This window comes from Streptomyces sp. NPDC040610 (assembly GCF_055594065.1).
This window is the reverse complement of sequence record NZ_JBVIXA010000007.1, coordinates 113,915-128,818: the sequence shown is the minus strand read 5'-3', so window position 1 is coordinate 128,818 and position 14,904 is coordinate 113,915. Positions and strand designations below refer to the sequence as shown.

Genomic DNA, 14,904 nt, shown 5'->3' with positions numbered 1-14,904 from the left:
CGAGGAGGTGCCATGGCGGACACGGCAGGACAGCGGGCGGGCAACCCGAAGGAGCCGAAGCGGCCGTCGAAGGCCGCGCTTGCCAAGTGGGAGCGGGTGCGCGGCTTCGCGCTCGGCCTGCCGGGCGCCACCGAGGAGTTCCCCTGGGGCGAGACCGTCGCGAAGGTTCACAAGAAAGTGTTCGTCTTCCTCGGCGTCGACGACGGCAGCTGTCCGATGGGCGTCACCGTCAAGCTCACCGACGAGGCGGCGCACGCCCACGCCCTGACCGCCCCGGGCGCCGAACCCGCGGGGTATGGCCTCGGCAGGTCAGGCTGGGTGTCGATCCCGCTGGAGGCCAAGGGCGCCCCGGCCGCGGACCTCCTGTGCGACTGGGTCGAGGAGAGCTATCGGACGATCGCACCGAAGAAGCGCGTGGCGGAACTGGAGGAGCGCGCCACATAAGGCTGCGCGCCCCCGCACGGGCCGTGCGGACGGCGACGCGGCGCCCCGCACGGACCCGCCCCGGCCGGCCCCTTGGCTAAGCGCTTGCTCGTCAAGGGCTTGTGCGGAGTGGAACGCGTTCTTAGCATCACTGGTGTTACATCGGTTGTGTCACAGCGCTGGGGGCTCAATGGCAGTGCCGGACAAGGGCGTTCACGGACCGCTCTCCGGGGTGCGCGTGGTCGAGCTGGCGGGCATCGGGCCCGGCCCGTTCGCCGCCATGCTGCTCGCCGACCTCGGCGCCGACGTCGTGCGCGTCGACCGCCCCGGCGGCGGCGGACTCGCGATCGACCCCGCGTACGACATCACCAACCGCAACAAGCGCAGCGTCCTCGTCGACCTCAAGGCACCCGGGGGCCCGGCCCGCGTCCTCGACCTGGTCGCCCGCGCGGACGTGCTGATCGAGGGCTATCGCCCGGGCGTCGCCGAGCGCCTCGGCGTCGGCCCCGAGCCCTGCCACGCCCGCAACCCGAAGCTCGTCTACGGCCGCATGACGGGCTGGGGCCAGGAGGGCCCCCTCGCCCAGCGCGCCGGGCACGACATCGCGTACATCGCCCTCACCGGCGCCCTCGGCATGATCGGCGCCCCGGGGGAGCCGCCCACCGTCCCCGCGAACCTCCTCGGGGACTACGCGGGCGGCTCGCTGTACCTGGTCGTCGGCGTCCTCGCCGCCCTGCACCACGCGCGGAACACCGGCGCCGGGCAGGTCGTGGACGCCGCCATCGTCGACGGCACCTCCCATCTGTCGTCGATGATCCGCGGCATGGTCGCGGCGGGCGGCTGGCAGGACCGCAGGGGCGCGAACCTCCTCGACGGCGGCTGCCCGTTCTACGGCACCTACGAGACCGCCGACGGCGAGTACATGGCCGTGGGCGCCCTGGAGCAGCAGTTCTACGACGAGTTCATCGCGCTCATCGGCCTCGGCGAGGTCGCTCCGGCCCGCAAGGACCTCGCGCGCTGGGGCGAGCTGCGCGAGGCGGTGGCCGCCCGCTTCCGGACGCGTACGCGCGCGGAGTGGACGGCCCACTTCGAGGGCTCCGACGCCTGCGTGGCCCCCGTGCTTTCGCTGGGGGAGGCCCCGCACCACCCGCACCTCGCCGCCCGCGGCACCTTCACCGACCACGGCGGCATCACCCAGCCCGCGCCCGCGCCGCGCTTCTCCGCGACACCCACGTCCGTGCGCTCGGGCCCCGCCCGGCCCGGCGCCGACACGGCGGCCGTGGCCCACGACTGGGACGTACCCGACCTGATCGCCCCGGCCCCGGCGGGCCAGGACGCGCCCGCCCCGCACCACCCCACCCAGGAAGGCGCCTGATGGAGATCTCCACCCCGCTCGCCTACGCGGGCGACCCGCGCGCGGGCGCCGACGCCGTCGCGGCCCTGGAACGGGCCGGCCTCGACGCCGTCTGGGTCGCCGAGGCGTACGGCTTCGACTCGCCCACGATCATGGGCTATCTGGCCGCCCGCACCGAGCGTCTGCGCATCGGCGCCGGGATCCTCAACGTCTACTCGCGCACCCCCGCGCTCATCGCCCAGACCGCCGCCGGGCTCGACGCGATCTCCGGCGGCCGCGCGATCGTCGGCCTCGGCGCGTCCGGGCCGCAGGTCGTCGAGGGCTGGCACGGCAAGGCGTACGACAAGCCGCTCGGCCGCACCCGCGAGACCATCGAGCTGACCCGCCGGATCCTGCGCCGCGAGGTCATCGACCACCACGGCATCACGGACATGCCGCTCCCCGGCGGCCTCGGCAAGCCCCTGAAGATCCTCACCAAGCCGGTCCGCCCGGAAGTGCCCCTGTACGTCGCCTCCCTGGGACCCGCGAACGTCCGCATGACGGCCGAGATCGCCGACGGCTGGCTGCCCACGCTCTTCCTGCCGGAGAAGGCGCACGAGGTCTGGGGCGCGCCCCTCGCCGAGGGCCGCGCCCGGCGCGATCCGGCGCTCGGCCCGCTCCAGGTCGTCGCGGGCGGACTGCTCGCCATCGGCGAGGACGCGGCCGCCGCACGCGACCTCGCCCGGCCGCAGATCGCCCTCTACGTCGGGGGCATGGGCGCCGTCGGCAAGAACTTCTACAACGACCTGGCGGTCGCGTACGGCTACGAGAAGGAGGCCGCGCGCATCCAGGAGCTGTACCTGGCCGGGCACAAGAAGGAGGCCGAGGCCGCCGTGCCCGACGAGTTCTGCGAGCTCATGTCGCTGTGCGGCCCCGCGAGCTACGTGCGCGAACGCGTCGAGGTGTTCCGCGCGGCGGGCGTCACCATGCTCAACGTCGTACCGGTCGGACCCGACCCGGCCGGTCTCATCGAAACCGTCAAGGGCTGGCTCTAGGGCCGGGGAGGTCACTGACACATGCAACGGCAGCTCTTCGACCCCGAGCACGACGCGTTCCGCGAGACGGTCCGCACCTTCCTCGCCAAGGAGGTCCTTCCGCACTACGAACAGTGGGAGAAGGACGGCGTCGTCTCCCGCGAGGCCTGGCTCGCCGCCGGACGCCAGGGCCTGCTCGGCCTCGCCGTGCCCGAGGAGTACGGAGGCGGCGGCAACCCCGACTTCCGCTACGCCGCCGTTCTCGCCGAGGAGTTCACCCGCGCGGGCGCCGCGGGCCTCGCCGTCGGCCTGCACAACGACATCATCGGGCCGTATCTGACCGGCCTCGCCACCGACGAGCAGAAACGCCGCTGGCTGCCCGGCTTCTGCAGCGGCGAGACCATCACGGCCATCGCCATGACCGAGCCCGGCGCGGGCTCCGACCTCCAGGGCATCCGCACGACCGCCGAGGACAAGGGCGACCACTGGCTGCTCAACGGCTCCAAGACGTTCATCTCGAACGGCATCCTCGCCGACCTCGTCATCGTCGTCGCCAGGACCACCCCCGAGGGCGGCGCGCACGGCCTCTCCCTGCTCGTCGTCGAGCGCGGCACGCCGGGCTTCGAACGCGGCCGCAACCTCGACAAGATCGGCCAGAAGGCCCAGGACACCGCCGAACTGTTCTTCAACGACGTGCGGGTGCCCAAGGAGAACCTGCTCGGCGAGCTCAACGGCGCCTTCGTCCACCTGATGACGAACCTCGCGCAGGAGCGCATGGGCATCGCCGTCGCCGGGATCGCCGCCGCCGAGTACCTCCTCGAGATCACCACCGCGTACGTCAAGGAGCGCGAGGCCTTCGGGCGCCCGCTGGCCAAGCTCCAGCACATCCGCTTCGAGATAGCCGAGATGGCCACCGAGTGCGCCGTCACCCGCTCCTTCCTCGACCGGTGCATCGCCGACCACTCCGCGGGCACGCTGGACGCCGTGCACGCGTCCATGGCCAAGTGGTGGGCCACCGAGCTGCAGAAACGAGTCGCGGACCGCTGTCTGCAACTGCACGGCGGCTACGGCTACATGACGGAGTACCGCGTCGCGAAGGCGTTCACCGACGGCCGGATCCAGACCATCTACGGCGGCACGACCGAGATCATGAAGGAGATCATCGGCCGCTCGCTGCTCGGCTGACCTCCTGCACCACCCGCACCACCCCGGGCGCACCTCGTGCACCCCTCCCGAACCTCCCCGGACCGACTTCCCCGAAAGGCTCTGGCGTGACCACCGAAGCGTACGTATACGACGCGATCCGCACCCCGCGCGGACGCGGCAAGGCGAACGGTGCCCTGCACGGCACCAAGCCGATCGACCTCGTCGTCGGCCTCATCCACGAGATCCAGGCCCGCTTCCCCGGCCTCGACCCGGCCGCCATCGACGACATCGTGCTCGGTGTGGTCGGTCCCGTCGGCGACCAGGGCTCCGACATCGCGCGGATCGCCGCCATCGCCGCCGGACTGCCCGACACGGTCGCGGGCGTCCAGGAGAACCGCTTCTGCGCCTCGGGCCTCGAAGCGGTCAACCTGGCGGCGATGAAGGTCCGTTCGGGCTGGGAGGACCTGGTGCTCGCGGGCGGCGTCGAGTCGATGTCGCGGGTGCCGATGGCCTCCGACGGCGGCGCCTGGTTCGCCGACCCGATGACCAACTGGGACACGAACTTCGCACCCCAGGGCATCGGCGCCGACCTCATCGCCACGATCGAGGGCTTCAGCCGCCGCGACGTCGACGAGTACGCCGCCCTGTCCCAGGAGCGGGCCGCCGCGGCCTGGAAGGAGGGCCGCTTCGAGCGGTCCGTCGTCCCGGTCAAGGACCGCAGTGGCCTCACCGTGCTTGACCACGACGAGCACCTGCGCCCCGGCACCACCGCCGACTCCCTCGCCAAGCTGAAGCCGTCCTTCAAGGACATCGGCGACCTGGGCGGGTTCGACGCGGTCGCGCTGCAGAAGTACCACTGGATCGAGGAGATCGACCACGTCCACCACGCGGGCAACTCCTCCGGGATCGTCGACGGCGCCTCGCTGGTCGCCATCGGCACCAAGGAGGTCGGCGAGCGCTACGACCTCACTCCGCGCGCCCGGATCGTCTCCGTGGCCGTCTCCGGATCCGAGCCGCTGATCATGCTCACCGGGCCCGCGCCCGCGACCCGCAAGGCGCTCGCCAAGGCCGGACTGAGCATCGACGACATCGACCTCGTCGAGATCAATGAGGCCTTCGCGGCCGTCGTGCTGCGCTTCGTCAAGGACATGGGCCTGTCCCTGGACAAGGTCAACGTCAACGGCGGCGCGATCGCGTTGGGGCACCCCCTGGGGGCGACCGGCGCGATGATCCTGGGGACGCTCGTCGACGAGCTGGAGCGGCGTGACCTGCGGTACGGCTTGGCGACGTTGTGCGTCGGCGGCGGCATGGGCATCGCCACGATCGTGGAACGGGTCTAGCGCCGCTGGGGCCGGGACCGCCGCCGACCGCGGGTGCGTCGTGGTTGCTCGCGCAGTTCCCCGCGCCCCTGAAGGCATGCGGCTTCGCCGCAGCCCTCCCCGGATACCGCCTGCCACAGACTTCACGGAGACATCGACATGACCGAGAGCACCACCATCCGCTGGGAACAGGACGACACCGGTGTCGTCACCCTCGTCCTCGACGACCCCCACCAGTCCGCGAACACCATGAACCAGGCGTTCAAGGACTCCATCGCTGCCATCGCCGACCGCGCCGAGGCCGCCGTCCAGGCGGACAAGGACGCCGTCCGCGGGTTCATCTACACCTCCGCGAAGAAGACCTTCTTCGCGGGCGGCGACCTCAAGGACATGATCCGGCTCGGCCCCGAGAACGCCCAGGTGGCCTTCGAGACCGGCACCGCCATCAAGAACTCGCTGCGCCGCATCGAGACCCTCGGCAAGCCCGTCGTCGCCGCCCTCAACGGCGCGGCGCTCGGCGGCGGTTACGAGATCGCGCTCGCCAGCCACCACCGCGTGGCCCTCGACGCGTCCGGCTCCAAGATCGGCCTGCCCGAGGTCACCCTCGGCCTGCTGCCCGCGGGCGGCGGCGTCACCCGCACCGTACGCCTCATGGGCATCGCCGACGCGCTCCTGAAGGTGCTGCTCCAGGGCACCCAGTACACGCCGAAGCGCGCCCTGGAGAACGGCCTCGTGCACGAGCTGGCCGCCACCCCCGAGGAGATGATCGAGAAGGCCCGCGCCTTCATCGACGCCCACCCCGAGTCGCAGCAGCCCTGGGACGTCCCCGGCTACCGCATCCCCGGCGGCACCCCGGCGAACCCCAAGTTCGCCGCGAACCTGCCCGCGTTCCCCGCCAACCTGAAGAAGCAGCTGGCGGGCGCCCCCTACCCGGCGCCGCGCAACATCCTCGCGGCCGCCGTCGAGGGCTCCCAGGTCGACTTCGAGACCGCCCTGACCATCGAGGCCCGGTACTTCACCGAGCTGGTCACGGGCCAGGTCTCCAAGAACATGATCCAGGCGTTCTTCTTCGACCTCCAGGCCGTCAACGCGGGCAGGAGCCGGCCCCAGGGCATCGAGCCGAAAACCGTCCGCAAGGTCGCCGTGCTCGGCGCCGGGATGATGGGCGCGGGCATCGCCTACTCCTGTGCCCGCGCGGGCATCGAGGTCGTCCTCAAGGACGTCTCCGCGGAGGCGGCCCACAAGGGCAAGGGCTACTCGGAGAAGCTGTGCGCCAAGGCCGTCTCCCGCGGCCGCACCACCCAGGACAAGGCGGACGCGCTCCTGTCCCTCATCACGCCGACCGCCGACCCGCGGGACGTGGCGGGCTGCGACGCCGTGATCGAGGCCGTCTTCGAGGACCCGGCGCTCAAGCACAAGGTGTTCCAGGAGATCCAGGACATCGTCGAGCCGGACGCGCTGCTGTGCTCCAACACCTCCACGCTGCCCATCACCGCGCTCGCCGAGGGCGTCGCCCGGCCGGTCGACTTCATCGGCCTGCACTTCTTCTCGCCCGTCGACAAGATGCCGCTCGTGGAGATCATCAAGGGCGAGCGGACGGGCACGGAGGCCCTGGCCCGCGCCTTCGACCTGGTGCGCCAGATCAACAAGACGCCGATCGTCGTCAACGACTCGCGCGGCTTCTTCACCTCGCGCGTCATCGGCCACTTCATCAACGAGGGCGTCGCGATGGTCGGCGAGGGCGTCGAGCCCGCGTCGGTCGAGCAGGCGGCCGCCCAGGCCGGCTACCCCGCCAAGGTCCTTTCCCTCATGGACGAGCTGACCCTCACCCTGCCCCGCAAGATCCGCAACGAGTCCAAGCGGGCCGTCGAGGAGGCGGGCGGCACCTGGCCGGGCCACCCCGCCGAGGGCGTCATCGACCGCATGATCGACGAGTTCGAGCGCACCGGCCGCAGCGGTGGCGGCGGCTTCTACGAGTACGGCGAGGACGGCAGGCGCACTCGTCTGTGGCCGGGCCTGCGGGAGCACTTCACCAAGCCGGGGCACGAGATCCCGTTCCGCGACATGCAGGAGCGGATGCTGTTCTCCGAGGCGCTCGACACGGTGCGTCTCCTGGAGGAGGGCGTCCTGACGTCGGTCGCCGACGCCAACATCGGCTCCATCTTCGGCATCGGCTTCCCCGGCTGGACGGGCGGCGTCCTGCAGTACATCAACGGCTACGACGACGGCGCCGGGCTGCCCGCGTTCGTGGCCCGCGCGCGGGAGCTGGCCGAGCGCTACGGCGAGCGGTTCGCGCCGCCCGCGCTGCTGGTGGAGAAGGCCGAGCGGGGCGAGCGGTTCAGCGACGCCTGACCGGCGCCGGGAAGGTCCGCGACGGCCGACCCGCCGCGGGGCTCCGCGCCGCCTGACGACGGCGCCGCACGCGGGGCGGGGGAGTGGCTCAGGTCTCCTTGAGCCACTCCCTCAGCTCTTCCTTCAGCGACCGCTGGAACGCCGTCACCAGCGCCTGCACCACCATCGGCTGCATATGGGCCGACAGGGACCGCATCGCCGCGACATGCTCGGGGTCCGACTCCCGCTCCCGGCAGCCGTCCCCCACCTCGTCCCGGAAGAGCCGCGACAGCTCGTGCGCCGCCGAGCGCGCGTGCTCCATCAGGACCGTGCGCGAGGCCAGGATCGTCTCGTGCGCGATCGGCACGTCGAGGAGCTGCACGCCGAGCCGCAGCAGCCCGGTGTCCACCCGCAGCCGGTCGGCCGTGTCCGCCGCGCGGCCCACCACGCCCATCGCCGCGAGCCGGTCCAGGTCCTCGTCCGACAGGGGCCGACCCGCACGCCGCTCCAGCTCGGCGCGGGCCATGTCCTCCGCCGCGTCCGGTGCCCACGAGGCCACGACCGCACGGTGAATGGCCAGGTCGTGGGCGCTCAGGTCGGGCGGAAGCTGTTCCAGGTACCGCTCGATCGCGGCGAGCGTCATGCCCTGGTGCTGCAACTCCTCGATGAGGGCGAGGCGCGAGAGGTGCCCGGGGCCGTAGTGCCCGACGCGGCGCGGCCCGATCACGGGCGGCGGCAGCAGGCCCTTGGTGCTGTAGAAGCGGATGGTGCGGACGGTGACGCCCGCGCGGGCGGCCAACTCGTCGACGGTGAGCGTCGACTCCGCGACCGCGGACCCCTCCGTCGCCGCGGATTCGTCCGCCGTCGCAGGCTCCTCCGCCACCCCGGATACGTCCGCCGCCGCAGACTCCGCCGCCGACCGCTCCGTGCCCGTCGTCATCGTGGCCCCTCACCTCCCCGACTGCTGCATCAATGCGGTGCAACAGTATTGCTGTGCCACCACTGTTGTGAAAGTCTCCGGGCCAGTCACGCCACGTAGCCGATGACGAACCCACGGTGCCAGGAGGCGGTTTCATGACCACGATCCTGCGGCTTCCCGCAGACCCGGCCCGCATCACCTTCCCCGCCCTGCTGCTGCGCAACGCCGAGGACCACCCCGAACTCCCCGCGCTCTCCTGGCGCGAGGGCACCGGCTGGACGACGCTCACCTGGAGCGAGGTGCGCCGCAAGACCGCCGTCCTCGCCGCCGGGTACGCCGCGCTCGGCGTCGGCCGCGGCGAGCACGTCCTGATGATGATGGGCAACACCCCCGAGCACTGGCTGAGCGACCTCGCCCTGGTCCACCTCGGCGCGGTCCCCGTCACCGTGTACGGCACGTCGGCCCCCGAACAGATCGCGCACATAGCCCGGCACAGCGGCGCCCGCGTCGCGATCGTCGAGGGCGCCCGCGAGCTGCCCCGCTGGGAGCCCCTGCTCGCCGACCCGACGGCGCCCCTGGAACGCCTCGTGGTCGTCGACCCCGCCGCCGCGGGACCGCACCGCACCTACGGCTCGCTGCACGCCACCGGCGCCCGCCTGTTCCGCCCGGACACCTTCGAGAAGACCTGGCGTGCGTCCCGGGCCACGGACCCGCTGACCGTCGTCTACACCTCGGGCACCACCGGCGACCCCAAGGGCGTGTGCCTGACGCACGGCATGGTCGTGGGCAACGGCATCGCCCTGGACTCCGTGATCGAGTTCCCCGAGCACGTCGGCCACATCTGCTACCTGCCGTTCGCGCACATCGCCGAGCGCATGCTCGGGATCTATCTGCCGCTGCTCCGCGCCGCCCAGGTCTACCTGTGCGCCGAGCCGACCCAGGTCGCCGCCACCGTGCGCGAGCTGCGCCCGCACCAGTTCTTCGGCGTGCCGAGGGTGTGGGAGAAGCTCGCCGCGGCCGTGCGGGCGGCGCTCGCCGGACTGCCCGAGGAGCGCCGCCGGGCGGTGGCGGCCGCGAACGAGACGGCCCGCGCCCACGTGGCCTGCCGCGAACGCGGTGAGGAGCCGTCCGCCGAGCTCGCGGCGGCGTACCGCGAGGCCAAGGAGCAGGTCCTGGACCCGCTGCTCGCGCTCGCCGGGTTCGACCGGCTGCTGTGGACGGCCAGCGCGGCGGCGCCGATGCCGGTGGACGTGGTCCGCTTCTGGGCGGGCTTCGGCCTGGTCGTCATGGACGCCTGGGGGCTGACCGAGACGACGGGCGTGGTCACCATCAACAGCCCCGCGGCCTTCAGGATCGGCTCCGTGGGCAAACCGCTCGCGGGCATGGAGGTGCGCGTCGCCGACGACGGCGAGGTCATGGTGCGCGGCCCGTTCGTCTTCGCCGGCTATCTGCGGGGCGAGGGCGACGGCGGCGGGGTGGACGGCGTGTGCGACGCGGACGGCTGGTTCGCGACCGGCGACGTCGGGCACCTCGACGACGACGGCTTCCTGTGGATCACCGACCGCAAGAAGGAGCTGATCGTGACGTCCACGGGCAAGAACGTCGCGCCCGCGCTCGTCGAGAACGCCCTCAAGGAGCACCCCCTCATCGGCCAGGCCCTCGTCCACGGCGACGGCCGCTCGTACCTGGTGGCGCTGCTCGTCCTCGACCCGGACATGGCGCCCGCGTGGGCGGCCGCACACGGCCTCGACACCACCGCCGCCGCTCTCGCCGACCACCCCGCCGTGCGCGCCGAGATCGCCCGCGCCGTCGAGGCGGCCAACGCGCGCCTCAACCGCACCGAGCAGATCAAGAAGTACCGGCTGCTCGACCAGGAGTGGAGCCCGGAGTCCGGGGAGCTGACGCCGTCCCTGAAGCTGCGCCGGGGGGTCATCAGACAGAAGTACGCCGACGTCATCGACGGCCTGTACACCGGGTGACGTAGGGCTGTACAGACGTCGCCCACCATGTGAGAAGTGCCGCTATGTGATGTGCGCCACCGCATCCGGAACCGTCCCTGAGGGAAGGTGTCGCGTTGGTCCGGGCACGTCAGGGGTGCCGCGGGCCCGCAGCACATCCGGACCCCGGAACCTCTTCCGGGCACCACAGAGTGGACCTTCCACGTGAGCAACGACGCCGTAGACACGGCCGCGGACGCCCGCACTGCGTCCCAGGCCGCCCCCGCGGACGCGGGCGACGCCGGTTACAGCAAGGACCTCAAGGGCCGCCACGTCAACATGATCGCGATCGGTGGCGCAATCGGCACCGGCCTGTTCCTCGGGGCGGGTGGCCGCCTCCACTCGGCGGGCCCCGCGCTCGCCGTCGCGTACCTCGTGTGCGGCATCATCGCCTTCTTCGTCGTACGCGCCCTCGGCGAGATGGTCCTCTACCGGCCCTCGTCCGGCTCCTTCGTGAGCTACGCCCGGGAGTTCCTGGGCGAGAAGGGTGCCTACGTCGCCGGCTGGATGTACTTCCTCAACTGGTCGACCACGTGCATCGCCGACATCACGGCCATCGCGCTCTACACGCACTACTGGAGCTTCTTCACGGACATCCCGCAGTGGCTGCTCGCGCTCGCCGCGCTCGCTGTGGTCCTCGCCGTGAACCTGATCTCCGTGAAGTGGTTCGGCGAGATGGAGTTCTGGTTCGCGATCATCAAGGTCGCGGCGCTCGTCGCCTTCATGTTCGTCGGCATCTTCCTGGTCTCCACCCAGCACAAGGTGGGCGGCGAGACCCCCGGCCTGAACATGATCACCGACCACGGCGGCTTCCTGCCGAACGGCCTGATGCCGGTCGTGATCGTCCTCCAGGGTGTCGTCTTCGCGTACGCGTCCCTCGAACTGGTCGGTGTCGCCGCGGGTGAGACCAAGGACCCGCAGAAGGTCGTCCCGCGCGCGGTGAACTCGATCATGTGGCGCGTGGGTGTGTTCTACGTCGGCTCGGTCGTGCTGCTCGCGCTGCTGCTCCCCGGCTCGGTCTACTCCGCCGACGAGAGCCCGTTCGTCACGGTGCTCTCCAAGATCGGCGTCTCCGGCGCCGGTGACGTGATGAACTTCGTCGTCCTCACCGCCGCCATGTCCTCGCTGAACTCCGGCCTGTACTCCACCGGCCGCATCCTGCGCTCCATGGCCATGGCGGGCTCGGCGCCGAAGTTCACGGCGAAGATGAACCGCAACCAGGTGCCCTACGGCGGCATCCTGCTCACGGCCTCGGTGGGTGTCCTCGGTGTCGCCCTCAACCGCGTGGTGCCCGACAAGGCCTTCGAGATCGTCCTGAACGTGGCGTCGCTCGGCATCATCGGCACCTGGATCAGCATCATGGTCTGCCACCTGGCCTTCGTCCGCAGGGCCAAGGAAGGCCACCTGACCAGGCCGAACTTCCGGCTCCCGGGCAGCGGCGTCACGCAGTACGTCACCATCGCCTTCCTCCTGGCCGTGCTCGGCCTGATGTGGAAGGACGCCGAGGTGGGCCGCAAGACGCTCTTCCTCATCCCGATCGTGGCGGCCGCGCTCACCGTCGGCTGGTACGCGATCCGTCGCAAGCAGGACCGCGAGACCGACCGCGAGGCGGCCGAGCTCGGCAAGTAGCACCGGCGGCGCGCACGGCGAGAGCCCGCGCGCGGCTCCGACAGCGGGCGGTGTCCTTCGGGGCACCGCCCGCCGCTGCGTTCGCGCGGGTCGCGCGAGGCGCCCGCCCGCCGCTGGTCCACGCGGCTCCCGGGCGCCGCGCACACAGCGGGCATACCGCCGCATACTGGTGACGTGTCCGACCCCGCGCCACCCCCGCCCGACGGGATCCTGTGGGACATCGCCGGTGAGTACCGCACGCTCCTCGCCCTGCCCGCCGCGATGGTCCTGCAGGTGGCGCATCCGGCGGTCGGCGCGGGCGTCGACGCGCACTCGGTGTTCCGCTCGGACCCGTGGGGGCGCGGCGAGCGCTCGATCACGTCCCTGCTGCTCTGGGTGTACGGGGGCGATGCCGCCGCCGACGAGGGGCGCAGGCTGCGCGCGCTGCACCGGGACATCCGGGGCACCGACACCCGAGGGCGGCGCTATCACGCCCTCACCCCCGCGACCTACGCCTGGGTGCACGCCACCGGCTTCCCCGTCCACCGGCACGCCCGGGCCTGCCTCGGGGAGCCGTTCACGTCCGCCGAGGAGCGCCGGCTGTACGCGGAGTGGCTCCAGGTCGGACGGATCCTCGGGCTCCACGACCGGGACATGCCGCAGTCCCTGGAGGAGTTCTGGCCGTACTACCGGCGGATCCTTGCCGAGGAGCTCGAAGAGACCCAGGTCGTACGCGACCTCCTCGCCGTCGACCGCGGGCTGCCCCCGCCCGACCGCGGCCCACGGGCCCTCCAGGCCGTCCTGCGGGTGCTGTGGCCCCTGCTGCTGCCCGGCCTCGCCCGGCTCCGGCGCTTTCTCACCGTGGGCCTGCTCCCGCCCGACGCCCGCGCCGCCATCGGCCTCGCGTGGACGCCCGCCCAGGAGCACCGCCTGCGCCGCTTCGGCCGCGCGGTCCGCTGGGCGTACCCGCGCCTGCCCGAACGCCTCCGCTACGCCCCACCGGCCCACCGCGCCCGGCGGTCCCGCCCGCCCACCCGCTGAACGGGCGGGCGGGGGAACCGCCGGGGAGCGGCCGCGCCGTCAGCCGTCAGTGCTTGTGGCCCTTGGCGTGCCCGGCCCCGGCCCCCTCCTCGTGGTCGTGGAGGGAGTTCGTCGCGGCGATCTTCTTCCAGGACTTCGGCTTGGCCTGGGCGGCCTTGCCCGCCGCGCGGACACCGGCGTCGCGCGCGGCCGGAGCGCCCGGCTTCCCGGCCTTGTAGAGCCAGGTGTCGAAGAGGGCGGAGAGCGGCTTGCCGCTGATCTTCTCGGCGTAGACCACGAAGTCCCGCACGCTCGCGTTGCCGTACGCGTTCGCCTTCGGCCACTCCTTCAGGATGCGGAAGAAGGTCTTGTCGCCGACCTCGTTGCGCAGGGCCTGCAGAGCGAGCGCCCCGCGGTCGTACACGGCGATGTGGAACTGGTTGTCCGGACCCGGGTCGCCGGGCTTGACCTGCCAGAAGGGGGAGTCCGCCGGGTTGTTCGCGTACACGTAGTCGGCGAGCTCCTGTGCGGTGCCCTCGCCCTCCTTCTCCGACCACAGCCACTGGCTGTAGCGGGCGAAGCCCTCGTTGACCCAGATGTCCTTCCAGTTCTCCACGGAGACGCTGTCGCCGTACCACTGGTGGGCCAGCTCATGGACGACGATGGAGACGTTGGAGCCGTTCGCGAAGGCCTTCGGGCTGTAGAAGGGCCGCGTCTGGGTCTCCAGGGCGAAGCTGGTGGGCACGTTCGGGACGTACCCGCCAAGGGCGTTGAAGGGGTATTTGCCGAAGACCTCCTCCAGCCACTCGGCGACCTCGGTGGTCCGCTCGATGCTGGCGCGCGCGGAGCCCGCGTTGTCGCCGAGGTCCTTGCTGTAGGCGTTGAGGACGGGCAGGCCGTTCTCGGTCTTGTCCGTGGTGATGTCGAACTTGCCGACGGCGAGCGTGGCCAGATAGGTGGCCTGCGGCTTGTTGGAGCGCCAGTTGAAGCGGGTCCAGCCGAGCTTGGAGGACTGCGACTGGAGCACGCCGTTGGAGATGGCCTGGGTGCCGTCCGGCACGGACACCGACACGTCGTACGTCGCCTTGTCGCGCGGGTGGTCGTTGCCCGGGAACCACCAGGCCGACGACTCCGGCTCCTGCGCCGCCACGCCGCCGTCGGGCGTGCGCTGCCAGGCGGTGAAGCCGTGGATCTTCACCTCGGAGGGCTTGCCCGCGTAACGGACCACGATCGACACGGAACTGCCCTTGGGCAGACCCGCCTTCGGCGTGATCTCCAGCTCCTGCTCGCCGGTCTTGGCGAACGCCGCCTTCTTGCCGTTGACACGGACCTCGCTGACCTTCAGGCCGAAGTCGAGGTTGAAGCGGGAGAGGTCCTGGGTGGTGGTGGCCTGGAGGGTGGCCGTGCCCTCCAGGAGGTCCGTCTTCGGCTGGTACTTCAGGCGCAGGTCGTAGTGGGAGACGTCGTAGCCGCCATTGCCCGCGTCGGGGTAGTAGCGGTCGCCGGCGCCCGGGGCCCCGGGGGAGAAGTCGGCGGCCGATGCCGGGATCGCCAGCAGGGCGAGAGCGGCCGCGAGAGCGCCCGGGGCGATGAGTCTGCGGTGCACGTGGAACTCCAAGTCATCACGGAATGAGACGGGTTGCGCCGCGACGGGGGGGGGGGGGGGGAGGGGGGGGGGGGGGGGGGGAGGGGGGTGGGGGGGGGGGGGGGGGGGGGGGGGTGGAAGNACGCGGCGGCCTTCTCGTCGCAGGCGACCGGGAACTCGGGGGCCTCG

General features: G+C 71.9%; 11 protein-coding genes. 9 read left to right on the top strand and 2 right to left on the bottom strand.

Features of this window, described 5'->3' with window-relative positions; genetic code table 11:
- Positions 1-12 precede the first annotated feature (12 nt).
- The 6 genes from ACZ6AA_RS24325 to ACZ6AA_RS24300 all read left to right on the top strand — a co-directional run bounded on the left by ACZ6AA_RS24325 (position 13) and on the right by ACZ6AA_RS24300 (position 7,607).
- Positions 13-444 (top strand): MmcQ/YjbR family DNA-binding protein, encoded by a 432-nt coding sequence (locus ACZ6AA_RS24325; RefSeq protein WP_468454935.1) that lies wholly within the window; start codon positions 13-15, stop codon positions 442-444.
- 169 nt (positions 445-613) lie between these two features.
- Positions 614-1,798 carry a CaiB/BaiF CoA transferase family protein gene (locus tag ACZ6AA_RS24320; protein WP_468454937.1) on the top strand — a complete coding sequence of 395 codons (1,185 nt, stop codon included), beginning with the start codon at positions 614-616 and terminating at the stop codon, positions 1,796-1,798.
- A complete protein-coding gene (locus tag ACZ6AA_RS24315) occupies positions 1,798-2,811 on the top strand; it encodes an LLM class F420-dependent oxidoreductase (protein WP_468454939.1) in 1,014 nt (337 codons plus the stop codon). Before ACZ6AA_RS24320 ends, ACZ6AA_RS24315 begins: the two co-directional genes overlap by 1 nt.
- Positions 2,812-2,832: 21 nt before the next feature.
- Entirely contained in the window at positions 2,833-3,975 is a 1,143-nt protein-coding gene (locus tag ACZ6AA_RS24310; RefSeq protein WP_468454941.1) for an acyl-CoA dehydrogenase family protein, read from the top strand.
- An 86-nt stretch (positions 3,976-4,061) separates the two neighbouring features.
- Positions 4,062-5,276, top strand: coding sequence for an acetyl-CoA C-acetyltransferase (locus ACZ6AA_RS24305; protein WP_471459920.1), 1,215 nt, complete (start codon positions 4,062-4,064; stop codon positions 5,274-5,276).
- Between the two features lie 138 nt (positions 5,277-5,414).
- A complete protein-coding gene (locus ACZ6AA_RS24300; protein ID WP_468483569.1) occupies positions 5,415-7,607 on the top strand; it encodes a 3-hydroxyacyl-CoA dehydrogenase NAD-binding domain-containing protein in 2,193 nt (730 codons plus the stop codon).
- An 88-nt stretch (positions 7,608-7,695) separates the two neighbouring features.
- Here the strand turns inward: ACZ6AA_RS24300 and ACZ6AA_RS24295 are convergent, their stop codons facing one another.
- Entirely contained in the window at positions 7,696-8,526 is an 831-nt protein-coding gene (locus ACZ6AA_RS24295; RefSeq protein WP_468483570.1) for a MerR family transcriptional regulator, read from the bottom strand.
- A gap of 134 nt (positions 8,527-8,660) precedes the next feature.
- Between ACZ6AA_RS24295 and ACZ6AA_RS24290 the strand changes: the two genes are divergently transcribed.
- The 3 genes from ACZ6AA_RS24290 to ACZ6AA_RS24280 all read left to right on the top strand — a co-directional run bounded on the left by ACZ6AA_RS24290 (position 8,661) and on the right by ACZ6AA_RS24280 (position 13,151).
- Positions 8,661-10,484 carry an AMP-dependent synthetase/ligase gene (locus ACZ6AA_RS24290; protein WP_471459918.1) on the top strand — a complete coding sequence of 608 codons (1,824 nt, stop codon included), beginning with the start codon at positions 8,661-8,663 and terminating at the stop codon, positions 10,482-10,484.
- Between the two features lie 183 nt (positions 10,485-10,667).
- The gene (locus ACZ6AA_RS24285) at positions 10,668-12,131 is read left to right on the top strand and encodes an amino acid permease (RefSeq protein ID WP_468454951.1); all 1,464 of its coding nucleotides are present in this window, start codon (positions 10,668-10,670) and stop codon (positions 12,129-12,131) included.
- A gap of 174 nt (positions 12,132-12,305) precedes the next feature.
- Positions 12,306-13,151: an oxygenase MpaB family protein gene (locus ACZ6AA_RS24280; protein ID WP_471459916.1), complete on the top strand. Its 846-nt coding sequence runs from the start codon at positions 12,306-12,308 to the stop codon at positions 13,149-13,151.
- Between the two features lie 46 nt (positions 13,152-13,197).
- Here ACZ6AA_RS24280 and ACZ6AA_RS24275 read toward each other — a convergent pair whose 3' ends face one another.
- Complete coding sequence (locus tag ACZ6AA_RS24275; RefSeq protein ID WP_468483582.1) at positions 13,198-14,736, bottom strand: M1 family metallopeptidase; 1,539 nt, start codon at positions 14,734-14,736, stop codon at positions 13,198-13,200.
- Positions 14,737-14,904 lie beyond the last annotated feature (168 nt).